Below are 22,353 nucleotides of genomic sequence, written 5' to 3'. Positions count from 1 at the left end.
ACCTTGCCATACGGATTAGGCCTACCAGCGGAGGCCTAATCGTAAGCCTGAATGTGTGCCTTCCCATGCGTTATCAACTGAACCGTGGGATCGATATGCACCAAAAGCTCGAGAAGGGCGAGTCGCGGCCCGGCACGCCGGCGAACCCCACGGTCAAGACGCTGCTTGCGGTCGCGCAAGTGCTGGGTGTGACCATCACCGATCTTCTCCCCACTGAAACGCCCGATCTCACGATTCACTGAGATGTACTGGCGAACCGGGACCGCGTTGCATGCCTGCCCACGCGGTGGCCGCGAGGATCGGGGCGAACTGGTGCGTCGCCGCGTGATCGAGAATGTTCAGCCGTGAGAGTTCAATCGAGCGTCATCGCGGCCTCGTGCTGCTCGCCGTTCGGACGCGTCCACCGGAGTTCGGCTGTGACCTGCGATGTCGAACCCATGTGCCGCCACCAACTCAACGTCATCGACTCTCCGGGGCGCATCGTCGCTGCCTCGGGCTTCACGAAACGGAACTTCTCGCGTTCGCTGTGCGCGTCGTCGACGCTGATCTGAACGTCGCTCACCGGTTCGTCACCGCCCAGCATGAACTTGTAGGTGCGGCTGCTCTTGTCGCGCGTCGACCGCATGCTCCACGGATTGCGGTACTTCTCCCGCTCAGCACGTTCGAGTGCGATCTGTTCTTCGATCGCTAGCGCGATGCGCTCGGACGCGGCGGCTGCGCGCTCTTCATGTTGCTGCGCCTCGCCCGCCGACGCACGTGCGTCGAGGCGAGATCGTCGCGCCTCCCACGCCTGCCAACCAGCGATCAGCGCAGCGATGACGGCGACAACGGTAGCGATCCATTCCACGCGCGTGACGCTACCGGCTGCAGCCGACATCGCTCCCGTGACGCGTTCAACATTCGCGCACCGACTCAGCCGATTCATTGTCCGATGTGGCTACTATCAAGTAATCAGCTACGTGGAGGTCACCCATGCCGATTGCCCCCGCAACGCCGCTAGAGCCGACAGACGCAGTGCTCGCCGAATACGCGCAGTACCGTCGGCTGGCGTTCGATGCGCTCGAATCCATCGACCAGACACACGACGAGCTACCCGATTTCTTCGCGCCGCGTCCGATGCCTGGCTCGCTGACGTTCGCCGGATAAGTGCCGGCCTGGAACGAGTTGCTCAACGAGTTCGAGCAACTGCCGCCCGAGGCAAAGGGCGTGTGGATGAACGAGCAGTTCGACATCTGGCTGAAGCGCGTCTCTGAACTGCGCAATGACAAGAACGTCGTCCTGTACGGCTCGGGCTGGCTACAGAAACAGAACGTTCCGCAGGCGTATGTGAGCATCACCCACGAAGACCTGAACGGCCTTATGGCCGTCATCAAGGGGATGAGGTTTAGCGACGGACTGACGCTCATCTTGCACACGCCGGGCGGGGTCACGAACGCGACGGAGTCGCTGGTCGACTATCTCCGTGCGAAGTTCCCCGCGATCGAGGTCATTGTGCCGACCTACGCGATGTCGGCGGGCACCATGATCTCGATGGCCGCCGACCGCATTGTCATGGCACGCCACAGCCAGCTCGGGCCGATCGACCCACAGATGCCGATGCCCGGCGGACGCAGTTACTCGGCGCGCGCGATTGTCGACCAGTTCGACCAGGCGAAGGCAGAGATCACCGCCGATCCCGTCGTGGCACACGCGTGGGCACCCGTACTCGCGAGTCTTGGCCCAGCGCTCGTCAAGGAAGCGAGCAACAACCTCGAGTACTCCGAGAAGATGGTCGCGAACTGGCTAGAGAAGTACATGCTCGCCGGAGACTCGGACGCTGCCACCCGGTCGGCGGAGATCGCGCACTACTTCGCCGACAACTCGCACCATAAGTCGCACGGTCGCCGTATCGGACGAGACGAGGCACAGGCACAGGGACTTGCTATCGAGTCACTGGAGGATAGCCAGGACTGTCAGGAGGCTGTGCTGACGGTTTATCACCTGATGACAATCTGGTTCGAGCAAACGCTTGCGACGAAGATCATCTGGAGTTCGATGGGTAGTTCGTGGCTGAAGAACTGGGGCGGCGCAACGTAGCCGTCGCCACATCAGGCACCGGCTCCTCGGCTCGGCGCAGCAAGTTGGCCTTCGAGTTTAGTTCGTGGGAGCCCCGCCACCCCCTCATGGTGCGCGTTCCATCGTCCCTGTTCATCGGTCGGATCCAGCTCCGTCATCCGCCGACGGCATTCGGGCGGGACGCTCACAATCCGCGTAGCCTCGTAGCCCAACCAACCGACCTCGCACGCGATGCCTAATCCGTATGGCATCCTCAATCTATGGAGGCGGTGGCGATCGAGCACGAGCCGTTCGCCTTGGCAGCGAACGATCCGTACATCAGTGCGTTGATCGGCACCATCGAAGAGCCGCAGGACAGGTCAACCGCCGAGCTCGCGGGCCAGCTGACTCTGTCGTGGTGGGGCCGCCACGGCACCGGACCATCGCAAGCCGAACTCTTCGACGAGATGTTCTCGAGCCCCGACTGGGAGCACATCATCGACGATCCCGGACGCTCACTTCTCCAGCGGCAGGAGCAACGCGAACTGCTCCAGCGCTGGCTCGTCAGCTACTGGTCACGGCTCGGGACGATCACATTCGTTCCGGGCCACGACGAGGTCATCCGACCGGGCCGCATCCCACCTGAGGCTGGGTGAGGTAGGCCCGCCTCGATAGTCTGATCTGTTCGGGAGGGAGGATGCGTGCGAGAAAACACCATCGGCGGGCGCACCATCACGGTCTCCCACGTCGAGACCGAGACGACTGAGTTTGGCGACATCCAGCGCTACCGCATCGACGTGACTGGCTCGGATGCCGTCACCCACCTGTCGAGCCTGCGCTCGTCGCCCAACGTCGATGCCCGTGTCATGGCCTCGGTTATCGACACCGAGCTGCTGCTTGGCTACGAGGGGAATGCAGAATCCGGCCTCCTGCGCGATCCTGGGATCCGCGCCTGGCGTGACCAACACCGCCCACTGATCGAACAGGCGCTGGACCGGCTCCGCGACGAGATGAAGGACCTTCCTCCTGAGCCGGTGAGCGACGTGGAACGGCTCCTCCTGCGCGCCTTCGACATAAACGCCAACGACGAGGTTCGAGGTGCTTGACTATCCGACGTTCGACTTCGATCAGGTCGACTTCGTCACCTCCGACACGCACTTCAGCCACGCCCGCATCAGCGAACTCGCCGGTCGGCCCTATTCCACCGTCGAGGAGATGAACGAGGATCTCGTCTGCCGATGGAACGACACGGTGTCGCCAGGCGCCGTCGTCCTTCACCTTGGCGACGTGGCGCTCGGCTCGATCGAGGAATCGATCGCGCTCACCGCGCGGCTCAACGGGCGCAGGCTGCTCGTACCCGGGAACCACGATCGCGTCTCACCCGCGACACAGTCGAAACGGGCGATAGAGCGATTCCTGCCCATGTACGAAGCGACGACCTCTGGGAGATCCTCCCAGAGGTCGTCGAGGGCACCCGCCGCGGGTACCGGATCATCGCTTCGCACTACCCCTACGCCGGCGACAGCCAGGAACAGGATCGACACACGTCGCATCGCCCGCGCTGGGACGACGGAATCCCGCTCATCCACGGGCACACCCACGCGCGGGACCATGGCCCGAATGGGCATCAGTTCCACGTCGGCGTCGACGCCCACGACTTCTCACCAGTCCCGTTCAGCGTCATCGACGCGTGGATCCAGAGGCTGCCCGGAATCGAGACGCGGCTGCAGACAGCGGTCCGCGAGGCTCGAGAGGTCCTCGCCGACCTGGACGGCACGCCCCCACTCAACATGGACTTGATGTTCTTTATGCAGGCGTACGACGAACTTCACATGCACCTCGAAGAGCTGCTGGCGGCCGTTGACGAAGTCGGGCACCTCAATGGCGACGAGGGCGAGGGTTCCCGATAGGATCGGCCATACCCGGAAAAATCCGGCTCGATCCGCATGGGGGCGTGAATGTCAGAGCCGTGGCTCTCTGCCGACGACATCGCTGAGCACTTGGGCGTGACCAAAGACACGATCTACGCCTGGATCTCCGACAAGGGGATGCCGGCGCACAAGGTCGGGCGTCTGTGGAAGTTCCAGGCGAGCGAGGTCGACGACTGGGTACGCAGGGGGGACGCAGGATCTCCGGACTGACCCAGTCGGCCGCGATGTCGGCGGCACGACGTATCCTGATCGACTTGCCATTTTCCAGGGGAGGAACCACGTGCACGCACCCACAGTGACGCTCGCATCGCTGCGCGCCGGGCAACGCCTGCGCGGTGTCCTGCCCGGGCAGCCGGTGACACTCGTCGGCGTGACACCGCTGGACGACGCGCTCGTCGAGATCTTCTTCCGCGATGACTCGGGTCGGACCGGCGAACGCACCATCACCGAGCTCGATGCCGGCAAGCTCGAACTAGTCACGGAGCTGGGTAACGCACCCGCGTTCGACGGCGACCCTGACGAGTTCCGGCTTGCGGCCGAAGCGTTGCGCATCAAGTACGCCGCGCTCTACGACCCGATGGCGGCGGTGAACAGCTCGGACGTCGACCCGTTGCCGCATCAGATCCGCGCGGTGTACGAAGAGCTCCTCCCGCGGATCCCGCTGCGGTTCCTGCTCGCCGACGACCCCGGCGCCGGCAAGACGATCATGGCCGGCCTCTACCTCAAGGAGCTCATCCTCCGTGCCGACTGCGAACGAGCGCTGATCGTCGCCCCCGGCGGCCTCGTAGAGCAGTGGCGTGAAGAGCTGTCGCAGAAGTTCGACCTCTCGTTCGAGATCTTCAACCGCCAGATGATCGACGATGCACAAGGCCGCAACGTGTTCGCCGAGCACCCGTTCCTGATCGCACGGATGGACCAGCTCTCCCGCAGCGACGACCTGATCGAGCAGCTCTCCGACGTGACGTGGGACGCGGTCGTTGTCGACGAGGCGCACCGGATGTCTGCGCATTACTCCTCCTGGGCGGGTCAAGTCGACGAGACGAAGCGGTTCCGGCTCGGCCGACTGCTCGCCGAGACCGCGCACAACTTCCTCCTGATGACAGCGACACCGCACGCGGGGAAGGAAGAGGACTTTCAGCTGTTCATGTCGCTGCTGGATCGGGATCGGTTCGAGGGACAGTTCCGCGCCGGTGTTCATCGGACCGACACGCGTGGACTGATGCGCCGAATGGTGAAGGAAGAGCTCCTCACCTTCGAGGGCAAACCACTGTTCCCTGAACGCCGCGCCTACACGGTCGAGTACGAGCTCAGCGACGCAGAACGCGAACTGTACGAACTCGTCACCGGTTATGTCCGCACTGAGATGGGCCGCGCGGAACGCCTCGCGCAGGCCGGCGACAAGAAGCGCGGCAACAACGTGGGGTTCGCGCTCACCGTTCTGCAGCGACGCCTCGCCTCGAGCCCTGAAGCGATCCTCCGATCGCTTGAGCGGCGCCAGGTGAGACTTGAGACGCGTCTGCGCGAATGGCAGCGTGCGACCGACGAGGCACGGTACAGCACCTCGATGACGGCGACGATCGACGAGTGGTCGACGGGCCGCACGACTCTCGACTTCGAGGACGCGTCCAACTCGATCCCGAACTTCGACCCCGACTCGTTCGACGACCTCGACGAGGAGGTCGCCGAGGAAGAGCGCGCACAGTTCGAAGCGCGCGTCGACGAGGTCGTGGACCTCGCCACCGCCGCGGAGTCGATCGGAGAGCTCCGCGCGGAGATCACGATCCTCGAAGACCTCATCCGTGTCGCACGTCGAGTTCGGCTGCTCGACGACGACAAGAAGTGGGTGCAGCTGCGAGCGATCCTCGACGACCAGCTCCTCGTCCACGACGACTCCGGCGAGCCGCGCAAGATCATCATCTTCACCGAGCACAAGGACACGCTGGACTACCTGCGGCAGAAGATCACGACGCAGCTGGGACGCCCCGAGTCAGTCATCACCATTCACGGCGGCACCCGCCGTGAAGATCGCAAAGCGGCGCGCGAGCAGTTCACTTACGACCGCAATACCGTCGTGCTGTTGGCGACGGATGCCGCGGGTGAAGGCCTCAACCTGCAACGCGCGCATCTCATGGTCAACTACGACCTGCCGTGGAACCCGAACCGGATCGAGCAGCGCTTCGGGCGGATCCACCGCATCGGACAGCGCGAGGTCTGTCATCTGTGGAACATGGTCGCCAAGGACACTCGCGAAGGAGATGTCTTCACGCGGTTGCTGTCAAAGATCGACCAGATGTCGATCGCGTACAGCGGCAACCTCTTCAACGTTCTTGGCGACGCGGATGCCTTCCAGGAGAAGTCTCTCCGCGAGTTGCTGATCGAGGCGATCCGCTACGGTGACCAGCCTGAGCGGAAGGCTGAGCTGGACCGCGTCATCGACGCGAGCGTCGCTCACGGTCTCGACACGATGGTGGCCGAGCGCGCGTTGCACCCCGAGATGTACTCCTCGCTCAACCTCGAAGAGATCCGTGGACGCATGGAGAAAGCCCGCGAGCGGCGACTGCAGCCCGGCTACATCGCAGCCTTCTTCATTCCCGCCTTCGAACGACTGGGCGGCCGAATCCGGCGCCGCGAGAAGGGGCGCTACGAGATCACTCGCGTGCCCCAGCGTGTCATCGACACCGCCCGCAGGCTCAACAGGTGGGCGCCCGTGCCGGAGCGATATGAACGGGTCACGTTCGAGACCGTGCATGTTCGTCCCGAGGGTCAGACTCAGGCCGCGCTGCTCGCACCCGGCCACCCGTTGTTGCAGGCCGTCATCGAGCTCACCATTGAGGATCTCGGCCCGGTCCTCAAGCAGGGCACAGTGTTCGTCGACCGTCGTGAACAGCAGTCCGACCGAACCGCACTGCTCTACGCGGTCGAGCAGCGTATCCAGAACGCCACCCCCGACCCCGACACTGTCTCGCACCACTTCGACTACCCTGTCCTCGACACCGCAGGCGACGTAACGTTGGCAGCCGCGCCTCCGTACCTCGACTACGACGCACCAGACCCCGACGAGGCCGATGCAATCGCGACGGTCCTTGACGCCGAGTGGTCGAAGAGCGATCACGAACGATCCATCCGCGCGTGGGCATACCGCGACGGACTCGCCCCCCGCATGGAGGAGCTCAGCGCGCGGATCTCGGTAGACGTCGACCGCACCCGCGTGCAGGTCAAAGAGCGACTGCTCGCCGAGATCAACCACTGGGATCGCGAGCACAACCGCCTCGAAGCTCTCGAACGCGCCGGTACCATTGGCCGCATCCGCGCAGAAGCCGCGCTCCAACGAGCGCGACAGCTCGACGAACGACTCGAGAAGCGGCTCCGCGCGCTCGACGAAAGCACGCAGCTCGTCGCGTTGCCCGCGGTCGTCCGTGGATCAGCGATCGTTGTGCCGAGTCAGCGTCTCGCTCCGGGAGATGAGGATGCCGCCCCTCGGACATTTGCGCGCGAGACCGAGTTAGTCGAGCGACGTGCAGTCGAGGCAGTTTTCGCCGCGGAGCTCGCACTCGGCCGCAACCCTCTCGAGATGCCCCGGAACAACCCCGGCTACGACATCCAGTCGTACGACAACGAGGGACGCATCCACTACATCGAAGTGAAGGGGCGGGTCGAAGGATCCGACACCTTCACCATCACGACCAACGAAGTCACCTTTGCCCAGACTCAAGGCGATCGTCACCGACTCGCGCTCGTGCTCGTGTCGCCCGATGGCGAGGAGCACGACCGGCTTCGGTATGTCCTCGACGCATTCACGCACATCGAGCCGTCAGCAACAACTCGGTCGTACAACGAGGAATGGCGCGACTACTGGGATCGCGGAGGCCCACCGCGATGACGGGCCCGATCGAAACAGCCATCGACCTACGAGAGACGCAGCCGTGAACGCAACGCCCAAGAAGAAGCTCATCGAAACCTCTCTTCCGCTCGAAGCCATCAACGCGGCGGCGGAACATGAAAAGTCAGTCCCCAGGAAGGGTCATCCTTCCACAATGCACCTGTACTGGGCCCCACGCCCGCTCGCGGCAGCGCGTGCGGTGCTGTTTGCTCAGCTGGTCGATGATCCCTCATCGCGGCCCGATGAGTTCCCCTCAGTGGATGCCCAGGACGCGGAACGACGTCGACTCCACGGACTCCTTGAGGAGCTGTGCAAGTGGGAGAACTCCTCCAACGAGGAGCTGCTCGCGAAGGCGCGCGCGGAGATCGTTCGCAGCAATGGCGACACGCCCCTGACATTCCTAGACCCCTTTGCCGGCGGCGGAGCGATTCCCCTCGAGGCGCAGAGGCTCGGCCTGCAAGCATCGGCGTCCGATCTGAACCCAGTCGCTGTCCTCAAGAACAAGGGTCTAATCGAAATCCCCCCAGTCTTCGCGGATAGGGCGCCGGTCAACCCAGATGCAGAGTCACGCACGGTCCCATGGAGCCGAGCTGCCGGGCTCGCCGAGGATGTGCGCCGTTACGGCGAGTGGCTCCGGGAGGCGGCATGGGCTCGTATTGGCCACCTGTATCCCAAAGCGACGACTGCGGAAGGCACCGAGCACACGGTCGTCGGCTGGATCTGGGCTCGAACTGTCACAAACCCGAACCCCGCCAACCCGATAAGCGTTCCGCTAGCGCGGACGTGGTGGCTCAGCAAGAAGAAGGGTCGGGAAACCTATCTGACCCCCGAGGTGAGCGGGCGCGGTGTGAGCTTCAGGATCGAACACGGGCGCTCAGGCCCGGTTGGCGAGGATGGATCCGTCGGTCGGGACAAGGGCGGCGCTATCTCGATCGTCGATGGAACGCCTATGTCCTGGGACTATCTGCGCTCCGAAGCCACGGCAGGACGAATGGGCACACAGCTCATGGCGACGGTCGCCGAAGGCTCTCGGTCGCGGCTCTACCTTCCCGCAGACGACGTGCAAATCCGTGCCGCAGTCACTCCCCCACCACAGGATCTCCCGATTGGCGAGATCCCCGAGGGGGGACCTGCATCACGGAACGTTTCCCTTTATGGTTTCAGGCACTTCACCGACCTCTTCTCGTCCCGTCAGTTGGCCGCGTTGTCGACGTTCAGTGATCTCATCGGTGAGGTCCACGGGCGCGTGGTGGACGATGCGCGTAGCGCCGGGATGGAAGACGGAGAGGGAATCGCTCTTGGTGGGAACGGGGCGATTGCGTACGCAGACGCAGTCGCGACGTACCTCGCTTTCGCGGTGAGCAAGCTCGCGGATTGGTCGTCCACCTTGTGTAGCTGGATCACGCAGATCGAGGGCGTTCGGGACACCTTCTCGCGACAAGCTTTGCCCATGGTTTGGGACTACGTGGAAATCAACCCGTTCTCGAACTCAGTCGGCAACTTCAGTGCCCACGTCGAATGGGTGGCTGCTGGTGTTGATGCCATGCCCGCTGACCCCCGTAACCCTGGACGAGCCACCCAAGCCGACGCAGCCGCGCGTGACTATGCAGTGACTGTCGTTTCGACTGATCCTCCCTACTACGACAACATCGGATACTCGGATCTCTCCGATTTCTTTTACGTATGGCTCCGACGCTCGCTGCGCGACATACACCCGTCCCTCTTCGAGACTGTCTTGACACCGAAGGCGGACGAGTTGGTGGCGAACTCTGCACGACACGGCGGAAAGGCGGGCGCTGCGGAGTTCTTTGTTAGCGGCTTCAACAGCGTCTTTGCGCGCATGCGTGAGTCCGCGAACGGACTTGTCCCACTCACCGTCTACTACGCCTACAAGCAACAGGACGTGCGCGATACCGGCACAACATCTACGGGATGGCACACGATGCTCGGCGGGCTGATCGACGGCGGGTGGACGATCACCGCAACCTGGCCCCTGCGTAGCGAGCGCGCTGGCCGGATGCTGAGCTTCGGGACGAATGCCCTTGCTTCGTCGATCGTGCTGGCGTGCAGGCCCAGACCTGTCGACGCCCCCGCTACCACCAGACGAGCATTCGTCGCCGCTCTGAAGACAGAGCTGCCGGATGCGCTCCGCAAGATGATTCAGGGCGATGTTGCCCCGGTCGATCTTGCGCAGGCTGCTATCGGGCCCGGCATTGAGGTCTTCTCTCGCTACTCGCGGGTTCGCGAAGCCGATGGTTCCGACATGAGCGTGAAGGACGCGCTGCTACTCGTGAACGCCACGCTCGATGAGGTAATCGGTGAACAGGAGTCCGACTTCGATCCTGATACCCGATTTGCCGTCAAGTGGTACCGACAGTACGGCTGGACCGAAGAAAGCTCAGGCGTTGCGGACCAGCTCGCGCGATCTTCGGACACCTCCCTAGGCACACTTGAGCGTGGGGGCATATTCGAAGCAAGAGGTGGCAAAGCGCGGCTACTGTCTCCGACTCAGCTCGAGAACGCATGGGACGTTGCAGCGGATGAACGAGTAAGTGTGTGGGAGGCTACCGTCCGACTCGCCGCAGTGATGGCGAAGCATGGCGCCGACCAGGTCGCCGCCCTGCTCCCGTCGGTGCAGACACGGGTGAATCTCGACGCGGTGAAGGAACTGGGCTTCCTTCTGTTCCATGAGGCGGAGAAAAAGCGGGACACCAAGGACGCGATCCTCTTCAACGGGTTGGTGAGTGCGTGGGGTGACGTGAATGAACAGGCGCGGAAGCACGCCGGTTCGCCGCGCTCGGTTCAGCAGGCGTTCGACTTCGATGAGGACGGGGACTGAGTTCGATGGCGATGAACAACCGTGACCGCGTGGGCAAGGCCTTCGACCTGTTGTCGGAGGGACTACTTGATTCCGTCGATGAAGTGATGACCGCCGCCTACAGCACATCGGACTGGCCGGCCGCGTGGGCACAAGAAGATGCTCAACGCCGGGGCGGACCGGCACGAACGCTGACAAAGCACGATGTCCAGGTGCAGCTGCGCGCCATCACAGAGCAGGGGTACCGATTCAAGGACATGCTGTCGCGGGCACAGCAGGGCTTCGGCTCTGAGCTCCGCGAGACACGCAACCTGTGGGCGCACAACGAGCCGTTCAGCTCTGATGACGCGGCGCGCGCGCTCGACACGATCGAGCGACTGCTCCATGCCGTCGGCGCGGTCGACTCCGCCGAGGACGTCCGCAAGCTCCGCGTCGACCTGCAGCGCACGGTCTTCGAGGATCAGACGCGCAAGCAGGTCAAGCGGACGACGGTGACCCTCGACCCGGGTTCGGGTCTGCGTCCCTGGCGCGAGGTGATCCGCCCGCACGATGATGTGGCACGCGGCGAGTTCACAGCATCCGAGTTCGCTGCCGACCTGCATCTCGTGCGAACAGGTCAGGCGACGAGCCCCGAGTACGGCGACCCGGTCGAGTTCTTCACCCGCACATACCTCACGGAAGGTCTGCGAGACCTGCTGTCGCGCGCGCTCCGACGCGTGGGCGGCGGAGACGGAAACGCCAGCCCGGTCGTCAACCTGCAGACCAACTTCGGTGGCGGCAAGACGCACTCGATGCTCGCTCTCTACCACCTCTTCAGCGGCACGCCCGCGAAGGACTACCCGCAGGAGCTGCAGGAGCTCATCGCAGAGACCGGAAACGCCGACCTTGCGGCGCTGGGCGTGAAGCGCGTCGCGCTCGTCGGCACGTACTTGAAGGCGGGATCACCGCTCATCAAGGACGACGGGACCGAGGTCCGCACGCTCTGGGGCGAGCTCGCTTGGCAGCTCGGGGGCCGCGAAGCGTACGACCTCATTGCTGAGGACGACCGAGCTGGGACGAACCCCGGTGAAGCGCTGCGCACGCTGATCGCGAAGTACTCGCCGGCCCTGATCCTGATCGACGAGTGGGTTGCGTACGCGCGGCAGCTCGTCACGGATAAGGAACTTCCGTCAGGGTCCTTCGAGACGCAGTTCACGTTCGCGCAGTCGCTGACGGAAGTCGTCCGGTCCGTGCCGGGCGCGATGCTCGTCGTCTCGATCCCGGCATCCGACACCGGCGAAGCGGGCAGCGGAAGCGACATCGAGATCGGTGGCGCGAACGGCCAGCTCGCTCTGGAACGACTGCAGAACGTCATCCGCCGTGTCGCCGATCAGTGGCGTCCGTCGAGCAAGGACGAGTCCTTCGAAATCGTCCGCCGCCGACTATTCCAGGCGCCGAACGCGGAGGGCCTGACCACGATTTCCGCCGTAGCGCGCAGCTTCGTCACTCTGTATCGGAGCAATACCGCGCTTTTCCCCCGGGATGCCGCGGCACCGAGCGATGACTACGAGCAGCGCATCCGGGCGTCCTATCCACTGCACCCCGAGCTGCTGGACCGCCTGTACGAGGACTGGTCGACGCTGGAGCGATTCCAGCGCACCCGCGGCGTGCTCAAGCTCGTTTCCTCGATCGTGCACGAGCTGTGGGCATCCAACGACACGTCGCCGTTGATCCTCCCCGGAAACGTGCCGCTGGAGGCGACGACGGTCAACACCGACCTCACCCAGTACCTCGAGGACCAGTGGAAGCCGATCATCGACTCGGACATCGACGGCCCGGGATCCATGGCGCAGCAGATCGACCTGGACCGCCCCAACCTGGGGCAGCGGTTCGTGACGCAGCGGATCGCGCGAACGATCTTCATGGGTGCCGCCCCGCGGATCAAGGCATCACGGAAGGGCCTGGACAAGCAGTATGTTTGGCTCGGAACCGCGGCTCCCGGTGACACGCTCGGTAACTTCGGCAGTGCGATCGAGTTGCTTGCCCAGCGGTCGACGTACTTCTACGAGGAGCAGGGTCACTACTGGTTCGACACTCAACCGTCGGTGACAAAGACTGCGAACGACTATGCCGAGCGACTCCGCGAAGACGTCGAGACCGTGTGGAACGAGATCACCGAGCGACTTCGCAGCGAGGAACGCGCGCGCGGTGTCTTCGATCGTGTACACGTCGCGCCGGCATCCAGCGCCGACGTCCCCGACCTCGAGGACGCGCGACTGGTGATTGCTCACCCACGCCACTCGCGGCGAAAGTCGGATGGCGCCGACTCGCCCGCCCACCAGTGGGTGCGCGACGCGATCGAGACCAAGGGCGCAAGCCAGCGCGTGCATCGCAACACTCTCGTCTTCCTCGTCGCAGACAAGAGCGAGCTGGAGAGCCTGGAGGCCGCCGCGCGCAGCTACCTCGCGTGGAAGCGTGTGCAGGCGACTAGCGAGAGCCTCAACCTGTCGGTGCAGCAGCGCAAGCAGACCGACGACTGGGTCACGCGCCTGGATCGGACCGTCTCGGACCGGATCCGCGACACCTTCGTGTGGGCGGTCTATCCCGAACAGTTCGACGCCACCAAGCCGTTCGAGCTGATCACCGACAAGGTGCCGGACTCGAGCGGCCGCTCGCTCGCCGAGCGCGTCGCCGCGAAGCTGTCTCGCGACGATCAGCTCGTCACCGAACTTGGTGCGCCAATCCTCGGTGCCACACTGCACCAGGAGCTGGGACAGCTGTGGCGCGATAAGGGCGAGATCAGCGTCGGCGAGCTGTGGGGCTACTTCACCCGGTACGTCTACCTACCGCGCCTCGTTCGCCGCGAGACCCTCGACTCCGCGATCGAGCGGTCGCTGAACTCCGTGCTCGTCGACGGCGAGAAGTTCGCGATCGCGACGGCGAAGGACACCGAGTCCGGTCGCTACCGCGGACTGATCGTTCCGCCTGCGCACAACGCCGCACTCCAGGTGACAGACAGCACGCTGCTGGTGGACTGGAACACGGCCGATGAGCAAGCATCTGCAGACCGAGCCTCCGCCGCTCGGGAGGCTGCTCGGCGCGCAGCCGAGGAAGGTGCCGCAGAGCTAGGTCCGATCGACATCGTGCTGGTCGATGTCGATGCGGACGACTCCGCCACATCGAGCGAAGACATCGTCGCACCGCGACGCCCGATCCGCTACTTCGGCTCCGTGAAGGTCGACCCCGATCGCTACTCAAGGGACATCGGAAACGTGACCCGCGAGATCATCGATCGCCTCGCCGGCGCCGGCGCGAAGCTCGAGATCACGATCGACATCCAGGCCAGCAAGAGCGACGGCTTCGGCGAGGGAGAGGTGCGCACCATCTCCGAGAACGCACGCGTGCTCAAGTTCGACGCGAGCTCGGGCTTCGAGAATTAGTCAGGCCAAGCGACTACGACGCCCGATCGGTGCCGAGGTCGAGAAGATCAAGACGGAAGGAGCCTCGTAGATGAGGATCGAATCAGCAGTCGTGACCAACTATCGCTGCATTGTCGATAGTGGAGATTTCGGAGTTGAAGCCGACAAGACAATCCTGGTCGGCATCAACGAGGCAGGCAAGACCGCGCTGTTGAAGGCGATTCAACTCGTGAGCCCAACCCCGGATACGCCCAAGATCGACTGGCTCTTCGACGCGCCCGCACCGATGGTCGACGACATCCGCCGCGGAAATCTCGATCGAGAGCGGATGGCAGTGGCGAGGGTCATCCTGACGCCGGACGCGACTGATGTCGATGGCCTCGCCATCCCCAAAGACGCTGACCTCCGGCTTGAGATGACTGCATGGCTCAGCGGTAACCGCACCTTCCGCGTGACGGGTCTGCCGCCTGCACCCTCGCTCGAAGACGTTGACAAGAGCATTGTTCGCCTAACCAGCGCAATGGCAAAGCAGTCGAGCGGGGACGCGAAAGCCGCAGCTCAGGCGCTGACTGGGTGGAGGGAGAAGCAGAGTCCGACTGACCCGATCAGCGGCAAGGTCGCTGAAGAACTCCGCGGACATCTCGATGCACTATTGCCCTTGTTCGCAGACGGGTCGGCCGCGGAGACCCACTGGGATGTACTCGATTCCGCCCTCAAGGAGGCGGCGGGACGAGACAAGATTGGCAAGCACCTCCTGTCAAAGTTGCCCCCGTTCGTCTACTTCTCCTCGTATTTCTCAGTGCGTCCGAGAATCCACCTGAACCGCCTGGCGGAACGCGAAGAATCGGGTGAGATCGATCTCGACTACGACTTCGGAAACCTGCAGCTCCTCAAGTTCCTCGGCTTCACGGCACGCGAGCTCTCGGAGATGGATTCAGAGGCCCCGACAAAGGGTGCGAACTACGACACCGATGTCCGAGAGCAGGAACGATACAAGGCCGCACTTGCCGCGCATGAACGCCGGCTCACAGAGCGCAAGCGCGCGCTGCAAACAGCCGGTGCACGCCTGACGGCTGAGATCCGTCGGGTATGGAACGATGACTCCCTGACGCTCCGACTCGACGTCGATGGACAGTATCTCCAGACCCTCGTCGAGGATGAGCTCGGCATTCCGGTCGAGCTCGATCAGCGAAGCGAGGGCTTCCGCTGGCTCGTTTCGTTCTTCGTGGTCTTCCATGCTCAGGCAAAGGATGATCTCCGAAACGCCATCCTGCTCCTCGACGAGCCCGGACTCAGCCTTCACGCGCTCAAGCAACAAGAGTTTCGTAAGACGGTGTCCGCTCTGGCTGAGGGGAACCAGATCATCTACACGACACACTCACCCTTCATGGTGGGAGCCGACGAGCTGGATCTCGTCCGGGTGGTCGAGATGGTCAACCGAAAGCTTGGGACGAAGGTACACACACGCCTCGCGGTCGACGATCCAAAGTCGATCTACCCGCTTCAGGCAGCACTCGGGTACGACCTCGCGCAGAGCATGTTCACGCACCAGCGAAACCTGGTCGTTGAGGGCATCACTGACCTCCTCATCATCGAGGCACTGAATGCTGCATTCTCATCGGAGGGCGGACCGGCGCTGGACAGCGACATCGCGATAGTGCCCGCAGGAAGCGCGAGCAAGGTCGTCTACTACAGCACCATCCTCACGAGCCAGAGCCTCAAGGTGGCAGCTCTCCTGGACTCGGATTCGGCTGGCGATCAGGCTGCTGAGCAGGAAGCGCTTTGGCAACTACTGAGCGCGAAGCGGATCCTGAGAACGGGAGACCACATCTCTGGCGTGCAGCGCGCTGAAATCGAGGACCTGCTGCGGCAGACACTGGCTCAGATCGCCTGCGACGAACTCGGATGGGACAGCCTCGCGACGGTACAGCAGCAACCCGCTCGCCCTCTCATGGAGATCCTCGTCGCCGAGCATCCTGGAGCTTCCAAGTGGAAGCTCGCTCGCGCATTCGCGAAATGGTTGAGTGCGAATGGAACTGCGGCACTCGATCCATCGGAACGCGAAGCTTGGCGATCGCTCTCAACGGCAGTCAACAAGGCGCTCGGCTGACCGCTACGCGGCCAGATGGAACCGCTTTGGCGTGCTCGATTCGGTGTCTCGTGAGACATCCGACTTGCGCATAAACGCCGGATCCAGGAACCGCATCAGCCCCATGTCGGCACGCAACTTCTTGAGCTTGGCGGTGTCGTGGTACCCGTCCGTGAACCGCTGCCGCAGTTCATCGAGGAACATCGGGCCGATGACCTTCATGATGTTGGTCTCGGTTGTGTAGTGCTCACCGAGCTCACGCCGAGCTGTCTTGTCTTTGACGGCCTGGAAGAGGCTGCCGAAGATCGCCGGCGAGATCGCCGACCAGTTGAACATCACAGCCGCGATCAGCCGGTCACGCATGCCGGCGTCGAAGGACGGGATCGACACCGATTCCTCGAAGACGCCACCGTTGACGTAGGGGAACCGCGAAATTAGCTCGTCGAGGTTCGACTGCCGACGAGACGGCTCACGTCCCATGACCTGGTACAGCAACGACAGCTGAGGCCCGAGGTCGGAACCATCCGTCGCGGTGCGGGTCTCGAGGAACTCGAGGAACAGATCGCGATCCCACACTCCGGCGTCATCGGCGTAGAGGGCGAACAAGGTGCGCACCAGAAACACCGACGCCTCGTGATCGTCGTACCCGGACCCCTCGAGGGCCTCGTACAGCGACGCCATCAGCTTCGCCGCTTTGATCGACGCCGACTCCTGCGCCTTCGATCCGAAGGTGCGCTCACCGTACCCGGCGAGGAAGGCCAGCACGTCGGCACGATCCCGCATCTGGGTCAGGGCGAACTCCTGCACACCCTCGCTCTCAGCGTGAAGATCGAGCAGACGGAGCCGGCGGAAGTCGCTCGTGATGACCCACCGAGGAACCTCCGGGTCGGGAAGGTCGTCGATGTAGTCGAGCGCCTGCTGCTCAGCCGCGACGAGATCCTTGCCGGCGGACTTCATCTCGATCAGCGCGAGACCAGGGATCAGCGCGTCGATGTATCCGCGCGAGCCGGTAGATGAGCGCTTGACTCGCTTCTCGTAGAACGCCGCGCGGGTCTGGGTTATCCCGTACACGCCGAGCAGATCCCGGACGAAGGACTGCGCCTGCTGTCGCTCGTCGCCGGGCTCGTCCTGCCAGTCACGGGTGAACTGCGCAGCGCGAGCTCGGATCTCATTCATCGACAACGACTTCGGCACGATCCCAACGGTATCCGCCCAGGCCACTCCCCCTCGTACCGCTCGATCTTGCCCGCAGCGTGGCGGCTGCAGAGCGCCCCACCACCACGCCTTGACACGGGAGCAAGCTGGTTTTAGAGTAGTGAATGTCACATTCACCACCTTTGAGGAGGTCTCATCATGCGTGCGTTCCCCGTGAACCGCGACACCATCGACCTGCTGGTCACCGCCGCCTACATCTCCACCCCCGCCTATCGCAGCAGCACCCCGCGCGAGCTCGCCGAGAACGCCGACCGGATGGGGCAGAGCCTCTGGGACGAGAACCACGCCAGCGTCAGCTACGCGATCAAGCAGCACATCGCCGCACCCCACTACGAGTGGCAGCCCGTCGCCGAGATCGTTCCCCTGGCCGACGATGAGCAGGCGTTGCAGATCGAACGCAGCCGTCTTCTGCTCGCAGAGGTCTCCTGCCATCACCCCGAATGGGACCAGTCCCCCGCCCGTGATCTCGTCGAGCGCCTCGGCGACGCAATCGCGCGGCGGTTCTCCCACCGTCCGCTCGTGGACTCCCCCGACCACCTGGGCGTCAAAGAGTACGAGGGCCTGCACCGCGCCGTCGAGGTCTGGGAGCGAGAGATCGGATTCCGCCACCCGCTCACGCACGACGCAGCCGCGCGGGAAGGGAGCCGGCCATGACTCTCACGATCACCCACGCCGCCGCGGAAGGCACCCTCATCGACGGGACCAGCCGGGGCGACGGAACGTCCGACGCGCTCAAAGCCAACGGGTGGCGATGGAGCAGGGCCATCGGCTCCTGGTACATCCCCCACTCCCGCGACCGGGAGCCCAAGACCGCGATCATCAACCGCACCGCCGAGCAGCTCGCCGCGGCCGGATTCGCCGTCGAGATCTCGATCGACTACGCCCGCCGCGCCACCACGGACGTCGAAGCGGACCTCATCGAGCGCCGGAGCGAACGCGCCGACGCTCTGGCCGACCGCGCCACTCGGCGCCACCATCACGCGACCGAGGAAGCGGAGCGGGCCGCACGCGCACTGCGCCGCTTGCCCGAAGGTGGCGAGCCGATCAAGATCGGGCACCACTCGGAAGCCGGACACCGTCGCGCGATCGCCAAAGCGGATGCCGCGATCCGCCGGTCAATCGACGCCGACTCGGAGGCCCGCCGCGCCCAGGTGCGCGCCGACATCGCGGCCTCATCGAACGACGCCCGCTACGCACCCATCACTGTTGCGAACCGGATCGAGAAGCTCCGCGCCGACATCGCGGGCATGCGGCGACGTCTCGACGGATCTAGCCGGACCCTCGCCGGCGGGTACATCGAGGTCACAGCCGCGGCAACAGGCGCCTACGCCGAACGGCTCGAGCGTGAGCTGGCCGCAGCTCAGGATCAGCTCTCCTACTGGCAGGAGGTTCGCGCCGAGCAAATCGCGTCCGGCGCCGCCACCGACCACAGCAAAGACACCATCAACGTCGGCGACCAAATCAAGTACTTCGGCAGCTGGTGCACCGTCACCCGCGTCAACCCGAAGAGCGTCAGCATCACCGACGCCTACGGCCACCGCGGCACCGTGCCCTACACGCACATCCGCGAACACAGTGTCGGCCAGAGCGAGGCAAGCTCATGACCCTCGCCGCCCGACCCCGAACCATTCCCGCACCCACCGCGCGCCGGCTGCAGCACGTCGCACGCGCTGCGCTGTTCATCGTGGCGGCGATCGCCGCCGGCTGGCTCGGGATCCTCGCCGCGCCGATCCTCGATCGCATCATCGTCACCGCGGCCGCGGTGGTCCTCGTCCCGCTCACCATCGCGCTCGTGGTCGACTTCTTCCGCAACCCCGATTGAGCGTTCGATGCCTGCCTACAGGGTTCAGTGGCAGCAACACGTCAGCCTCACTGCGACCGTCACCGTCGAGCTCGACGAACTCGCGGCGTGGGCTTGTGAGCATCTCGGCATGCGCACGATCAACGACGGCGCGGCCGTAGGCGCAACGCCTGCCGGCGTGCGACGGTTGCTCGAGCACAACACCCGCATGCGCGAGGAGCTGCTGCAGCAGTGGGCGGCGGCGCACATGCCGCACCAGTGACACGCTGGCCCTGACGGGCATAGCAGAGGCCCCGCCGGTGGCAATCCGCCGGCGGGGCCTCTGCTGTTGATCACACGAGACGCTGCGCGAGCTCGTCGATCTTGTCGGGGCGGAAGCCCGACCAGTGGTCCTCGTCCGTGATGACGACGGGCGCCTGCATATAGCCGAGCGCCTTGGCCTCGACGAGCGCCTCGGCGTCCTCGCCCAGGTCGATCACTTGATAGTTGATCCCCTTCGCGTCCATCGCTTTGGATGTCGCGGTGCACTGGACGCATCCGCTCTTTGATAGCAATCGGATCATGGGTGGTTATCTCCTCCTTCCTGTTCTCCTCGGGCCGAGCATGCCGGGCAGCTCAGACACGGGCAGCCGCGCGGCGCTTGAGCCACACGATGAGCGCGATCGCACCGATCAGGATCGCGAGAATGACGAGGATCTGTCCCCAACCGAGTCCAACGCCGTCGACGACCTCGAGCGCCACGGCGTCACCCTGCTCGAGCAAGTGGTACTGCACCATCCATGTGCGCAGCGGATCGAGGAACATCCCCAGCGATACGGCACCGCTCGCCAGGACGAGCACGGCAATCAGCAGCAGCGAGATCCAGTCGTCTTCCGACACGCTCTGATTCGACACGAGTTGCTCATCCCTTCTCTCGGGGCCAGTCGGCCCTCGGTGTCATCCCTGCCACGACGATCACGCGGCCTCGGGACGTCGGTAACTGATGACCGAGTTGTCGAACACCGTCAGCAGTCCGTCTTCTCCGCTGTCGATGTCGCGGTACTCGATAGCGAGGTACTCGTCGTCGACGACGTCGGGCTCGACCCCTTCGACCACTCCCCACAGGCCCAGTGCGGCGTCGACGAGGAGGAGATCTCCGACCTCGAGCTCGACGGCCGGCCCCTCGAGTGATTCGCTGTACCCGTCGCCGTCCGCAGCTGCGTCGACGTCGGGTGCCTCGTCGTCGACGTCGGGGACGAACCGGACCCGTTCGCGCGGGTCCAGCGGGGTGACGTTCGCGGGGCGGAGGGCGCCGGGCTGGGGCTTCGACGCGGCCGCGGGATCCCACTCGACGATCTCGGCTGTGGACCACTGGAAGTAGTCAGGCTCGATCTCTTCGCCCTCGCCGTCGTCGGTGAGCTCCGGTTCCGGGTCGCGCACCATCATCCGCTCATAGTCCGCCGTCGCGGGGCGCAGCGCTGCCAGGTGGTCCCAGTCCGCTTTGTCGGACGAGTCGAGCTTCGCGGGGTCCGGGGTGTAGAAGGCCTGGATCTCGACAGGCAGCGACTCGGCGTTCAGGGTGATGCCGCGGCCCCGCTTGTTGCGTGGGATCGCTACGCCGACCGCGAAGCTGTCCCACATCATGTTGGCGCCCTGCGGGGAGAGGCGACCGAAGCTGACGCGCGCACCGAAGTTGTCTCGCATCTCACCGCCGAGGAACTCCACGTCGGGACGCTGCAGACCCAGCAGAATGTGGATCTTCGCCGATCGCGCCAGCCGGGCGAGGTCGGAGAGCAGATCCAGGACGGGAGCCTGCGCCGGCGCACCCTTCGGCTTGACGGTCTTGTACCACCGTTGCACGCGAGCCTTGAAGGTGGCGTACTCGTCGATGATCAGCGCGAGCGGGTCGAAGTCCTCGAGCCGGGCTGTGCCGTTCTCGAGCTGCGAGTAGCGCTCTTCCATGAGCTCGTGTGCGGCGTGCAGCATCCGCACCTGGTGCTCGACGCGCGCACCGACCAGCTCGACGTTGGGCCAGTCACGGAAACCGGCGAACTCGATCCGCTTGCCGTCGAGCACCCATACGCGCCAGTGCGCGTGCGTCAGGTGGGTGAGCACCGTGTGCTGGAAGCTGGTCTTGCCCGAGCCGGTGCCACCGATGACGAGGCAGTGCGGGGAGATCGCCGGATGCCACGACTGGATCTGCCCGTCCTCGTCGGGGCCGATCGGGATCCTGAACGACTTGTAGGCCGAGTGAGTGAGCGCGGCCGCGGGCTCCACTTCGTGCAAGACCATGTCGGGCATGGTCGGGCGGACCTCGAACCTGATCTTGTCGCCCTCGAGATCCCAGTGCGCCCGCCACCGGCCGGGGAGCATCGACGAGACGACCTTCTCGATCTGGGATCGACGGGCGGCGATCGCCATCTTCGGACCCACGTTGTGCTTGACCTCGATCTTCGAGACCGACGCATCCTCGGCCGACGTCACCGACACGTTGGCGGTCGGGTCGATGACCTGCTTGACGACCTCGATCGCGCGCTGCTGCTCGCGGGAGACCGGATCGCTCGCGGGTGCGAGCTCGACGATGAGGACGCACCGCCTCGAGTTGTGCTTCCGCACCCGGTACTCCGCACCCAGGCGTCGGGTGAGGCCGGCGATGATCTGGTCGACGAAACGCGGATCGTCGTCGACAACGTGCGAGGCGTACCGGATCTTTACGCGCGCCGGGAGGCCCACCCATCCCTTCGTCCACTTCACCGGCTCCACGAGCGCGCGGGTCGGTTGGGCTGCGCCGAGATGAGGAAGCACCGCCTCGATGGCCGGGTCCATACGGCCCTGCCGCTGGAAGGCTCGCACCCCCGATGCGATCGCGCCGACAGCAAGTGCCACCGCCACGATCCACACCACCGGGACCAGGTCGGTGAACGGCCGCACCGCGTTGAGTCCTGTCACTGCCGTCGCGAGAGCGATGCAGAGCAGCGCGGGAATGATGCCGGTCAGCTGGCGGCGAGGAAGGACGCCCAGCGACACTGCCGCCGGGGCGGTCGGCCGAGCTGGCGGACGCTGTGCCACCCGAGTTGCCATTGGAGCCTCCTGAGCGGGCCGAGTACTTCACGACCCTCTTGCGAGGTATAGGCCGACGATCGGCTCCTTCGCGGACATCGCGGATTCCCTGCGCGTCTGACGCACTCGTGATGTCCCCTGCGCGATA

Annotated in this window: 20 protein-coding genes; 15 read left to right on the top strand and 5 right to left on the bottom strand. The window is 64.5% G+C overall.

All coding sequences use genetic code 11. The annotated features are described in order from the left end of the window. The first annotated feature begins 95 nt into the window (after positions 1–95). Complete coding sequence (locus tag AB0O87_RS14645) at positions 96–242, top strand: helix-turn-helix transcriptional regulator (protein ID WP_363517591.1); 147 nt, start codon at positions 96–98, stop codon at positions 240–242. 110 nt (positions 243–352) lie between these two features. Here the strand turns inward: AB0O87_RS14645 and AB0O87_RS14640 are convergent, their stop codons facing one another. Continuing rightward, positions 353–847, bottom strand: a complete 495-nt coding sequence (locus AB0O87_RS14640; RefSeq protein WP_363517588.1) for a hypothetical protein — start codon at positions 845–847, stop codon at positions 353–355. Positions 848–972: 125 nt separating this feature from the next. On the opposite strand from AB0O87_RS14640, the gene AB0O87_RS14635 reads away from it, so the two are divergent. The 10 genes from AB0O87_RS14635 (at position 973) to AB0O87_RS14590 (ending at position 16,171) form a co-directional block, all read left to right on the top strand. Then, positions 973–1,146: a hypothetical protein gene (locus tag AB0O87_RS14635; protein WP_363517585.1), complete on the top strand. Its 174-nt coding sequence runs from the start codon at positions 973–975 to the stop codon at positions 1,144–1,146. Positions 1,147–1,212: 66 nt separating this feature from the next. Continuing rightward, on the top strand, positions 1,213–2,076 hold the full coding sequence (locus AB0O87_RS14630) for a hypothetical protein (protein ID WP_363517582.1): 864 nt from the start codon (positions 1,213–1,215) through the stop codon (positions 2,074–2,076). A 239-nt stretch (positions 2,077–2,315) separates the two neighbouring features. Further along, entirely contained in the window at positions 2,316–2,690 is a 375-nt protein-coding gene (locus tag AB0O87_RS14625; RefSeq protein ID WP_363517580.1) for a hypothetical protein, read from the top strand. 45 nt (positions 2,691–2,735) lie between these two features. Continuing rightward, positions 2,736–3,140: a hypothetical protein gene (locus tag AB0O87_RS14620; protein WP_363517577.1), complete on the top strand. Its 405-nt coding sequence runs from the start codon at positions 2,736–2,738 to the stop codon at positions 3,138–3,140. Beyond that, a complete protein-coding gene (locus AB0O87_RS14615; protein ID WP_363517574.1) occupies positions 3,133–3,834 on the top strand; it encodes a metallophosphoesterase in 702 nt (233 codons plus the stop codon). The genes AB0O87_RS14620 and AB0O87_RS14615 overlap by 8 nt, the downstream gene beginning before the upstream one ends. Positions 3,835–3,992: 158 nt before the next feature. Beyond that, positions 3,993–4,175, top strand: coding sequence for a helix-turn-helix domain-containing protein (locus tag AB0O87_RS14610; RefSeq protein ID WP_036294314.1), 183 nt, complete (start codon positions 3,993–3,995; stop codon positions 4,173–4,175). Positions 4,176–4,245: 70 nt separating this feature from the next. Further along, complete coding sequence (locus tag AB0O87_RS14605; RefSeq protein ID WP_363517571.1) at positions 4,246–7,845, top strand: helicase-related protein; 3,600 nt, start codon at positions 4,246–4,248, stop codon at positions 7,843–7,845. 43 nt (positions 7,846–7,888) lie between these two features. Next, positions 7,889–10,684: a DUF1156 domain-containing protein gene (locus AB0O87_RS14600; protein WP_036294307.1), complete on the top strand. Its 2,796-nt coding sequence runs from the start codon at positions 7,889–7,891 to the stop codon at positions 10,682–10,684. A gap of 5 nt (positions 10,685–10,689) precedes the next feature. Then, positions 10,690–14,082, top strand: coding sequence for a DUF499 domain-containing protein (locus tag AB0O87_RS14595; protein ID WP_363517566.1), 3,393 nt, complete (start codon positions 10,690–10,692; stop codon positions 14,080–14,082). Positions 14,083–14,152: 70 nt separating this feature from the next. Next, on the top strand, positions 14,153–16,171 hold the full coding sequence (locus tag AB0O87_RS14590) for an AAA family ATPase (protein WP_363517563.1): 2,019 nt from the start codon (positions 14,153–14,155) through the stop codon (positions 16,169–16,171). Between the two features lie 3 nt (positions 16,172–16,174). On the opposite strand, the gene AB0O87_RS14585 is transcribed toward AB0O87_RS14590, so the two are convergent. Beyond that, positions 16,175–17,326, bottom strand: a complete 1,152-nt coding sequence (locus AB0O87_RS14585) for a type IIL restriction-modification enzyme MmeI (protein WP_363517560.1) — start codon at positions 17,324–17,326, stop codon at positions 16,175–16,177. Between the two features lie 177 nt (positions 17,327–17,503). Between AB0O87_RS14585 and AB0O87_RS14580 the strand changes: the two genes are divergently transcribed. From AB0O87_RS14580 to AB0O87_RS14565, 4 genes are read left to right on the top strand one after another with little or no spacing between them, the layout of a single operon-like run. Then, positions 17,504–18,019, top strand: coding sequence for a hypothetical protein (locus tag AB0O87_RS14580; protein WP_363517557.1), 516 nt, complete (start codon positions 17,504–17,506; stop codon positions 18,017–18,019). Next, the gene (locus tag AB0O87_RS14575; protein WP_363517554.1) at positions 18,016–18,969 is read left to right on the top strand and encodes a DUF3560 domain-containing protein; all 954 of its coding nucleotides are present in this window, start codon (positions 18,016–18,018) and stop codon (positions 18,967–18,969) included. The genes AB0O87_RS14580 and AB0O87_RS14575 overlap by 4 nt, the downstream gene beginning before the upstream one ends. Next, positions 18,966–19,187: a hypothetical protein gene (locus AB0O87_RS14570; RefSeq protein WP_363517551.1), complete on the top strand. Its 222-nt coding sequence runs from the start codon at positions 18,966–18,968 to the stop codon at positions 19,185–19,187. The genes AB0O87_RS14575 and AB0O87_RS14570 overlap by 4 nt, the downstream gene beginning before the upstream one ends. A 7-nt stretch (positions 19,188–19,194) precedes the next feature. Next, positions 19,195–19,428, top strand: a complete 234-nt coding sequence (locus AB0O87_RS14565) for a hypothetical protein (protein ID WP_234001631.1) — start codon at positions 19,195–19,197, stop codon at positions 19,426–19,428. Positions 19,429–19,498: 70 nt separating this feature from the next. Here the strand turns inward: AB0O87_RS14565 and nrdH are convergent, their stop codons facing one another. Genes nrdH through AB0O87_RS14550 form a run of 3 tightly spaced genes read right to left on the bottom strand, consistent with a single transcriptional unit; the run spans position 19,499 to position 22,226 of the window. Continuing rightward, on the bottom strand, positions 19,499–19,729 hold the full coding sequence (nrdH, locus tag AB0O87_RS14560) for a glutaredoxin-like protein NrdH (protein ID WP_292809382.1): 231 nt from the start codon (positions 19,727–19,729) through the stop codon (positions 19,499–19,501). A 52-nt stretch (positions 19,730–19,781) separates the two neighbouring features. Continuing rightward, positions 19,782–20,060, bottom strand: coding sequence for a hypothetical protein (locus AB0O87_RS14555; RefSeq protein WP_363517548.1), 279 nt, complete (start codon positions 20,058–20,060; stop codon positions 19,782–19,784). 60 nt (positions 20,061–20,120) lie between these two features. Then, positions 20,121–22,226 (bottom strand): FtsK/SpoIIIE domain-containing protein, encoded by a 2,106-nt coding sequence (locus AB0O87_RS14550; protein WP_363517545.1) that lies wholly within the window; start codon positions 22,224–22,226, stop codon positions 20,121–20,123. Positions 22,227–22,353 lie beyond the last annotated feature (127 nt).

Origin of the sequence: Microbacterium sp. NPDC076768, from assembly GCF_040687205.1 — a bacterium.
Lineage (GTDB): Bacteria > Actinomycetota > Actinomycetes > Actinomycetales > Microbacteriaceae > Microbacterium.
Note: the sequence above shows the minus strand (reverse complement) of the source record. Positions and strands in the feature narration are given on the sequence as shown.

Bases quoted from the DNA above. Each gene is read 5' to 3' on its own strand.
- AB0O87_RS14625 (WP_363517580.1), top strand. From the start codon at position 2,316: ATGGAGGCGGTGGCGATCGAGCACGAGCCGTTCGCCTTGGCAGCGAAC.
- AB0O87_RS14630 (WP_363517582.1), top strand. From the start codon at position 1,213: ATGAACGAGCAGTTCGACATCTGGCTGAAGCGCGTCTCTGAACTGCGC.
- AB0O87_RS14635 (WP_363517585.1), top strand. From the start codon at position 973: ATGCCGATTGCCCCCGCAACGCCGCTAGAGCCGACAGACGCAGTGCTC.
- AB0O87_RS14565 (WP_234001631.1), top strand. From the start codon at position 19,195: ATGCCTGCCTACAGGGTTCAGTGGCAGCAACACGTCAGCCTCACTGCG.
- AB0O87_RS14580 (WP_363517557.1), top strand. From the start codon at position 17,504: ATGCGTGCGTTCCCCGTGAACCGCGACACCATCGACCTGCTGGTCACC.
- AB0O87_RS14645 (WP_363517591.1), top strand. From the start codon at position 96: ATGCACCAAAAGCTCGAGAAGGGCGAGTCGCGGCCCGGCACGCCGGCG.
- AB0O87_RS14595 (WP_363517566.1), top strand. From the start codon at position 10,690: ATGGCGATGAACAACCGTGACCGCGTGGGCAAGGCCTTCGACCTGTTG.
- AB0O87_RS14550 (WP_363517545.1), bottom strand. From the start codon at position 22,226: ATGGCAACTCGGGTGGCACAGCGTCCGCCAGCTCGGCCGACCGCCCCG.
- AB0O87_RS14590 (WP_363517563.1), top strand. From the start codon at position 14,153: ATGAGGATCGAATCAGCAGTCGTGACCAACTATCGCTGCATTGTCGAT.
- AB0O87_RS14610 (WP_036294314.1), top strand. From the start codon at position 3,993: ATGTCAGAGCCGTGGCTCTCTGCCGACGACATCGCTGAGCACTTGGGC.
- nrdH (WP_292809382.1), bottom strand. From the start codon at position 19,729: ATGATCCGATTGCTATCAAAGAGCGGATGCGTCCAGTGCACCGCGACA.
- AB0O87_RS14585 (WP_363517560.1), bottom strand. From the start codon at position 17,326: ATGAATGAGATCCGAGCTCGCGCTGCGCAGTTCACCCGTGACTGGCAG.
- AB0O87_RS14575 (WP_363517554.1), top strand. From the start codon at position 18,016: ATGACTCTCACGATCACCCACGCCGCCGCGGAAGGCACCCTCATCGAC.
- AB0O87_RS14570 (WP_363517551.1), top strand. From the start codon at position 18,966: ATGACCCTCGCCGCCCGACCCCGAACCATTCCCGCACCCACCGCGCGC.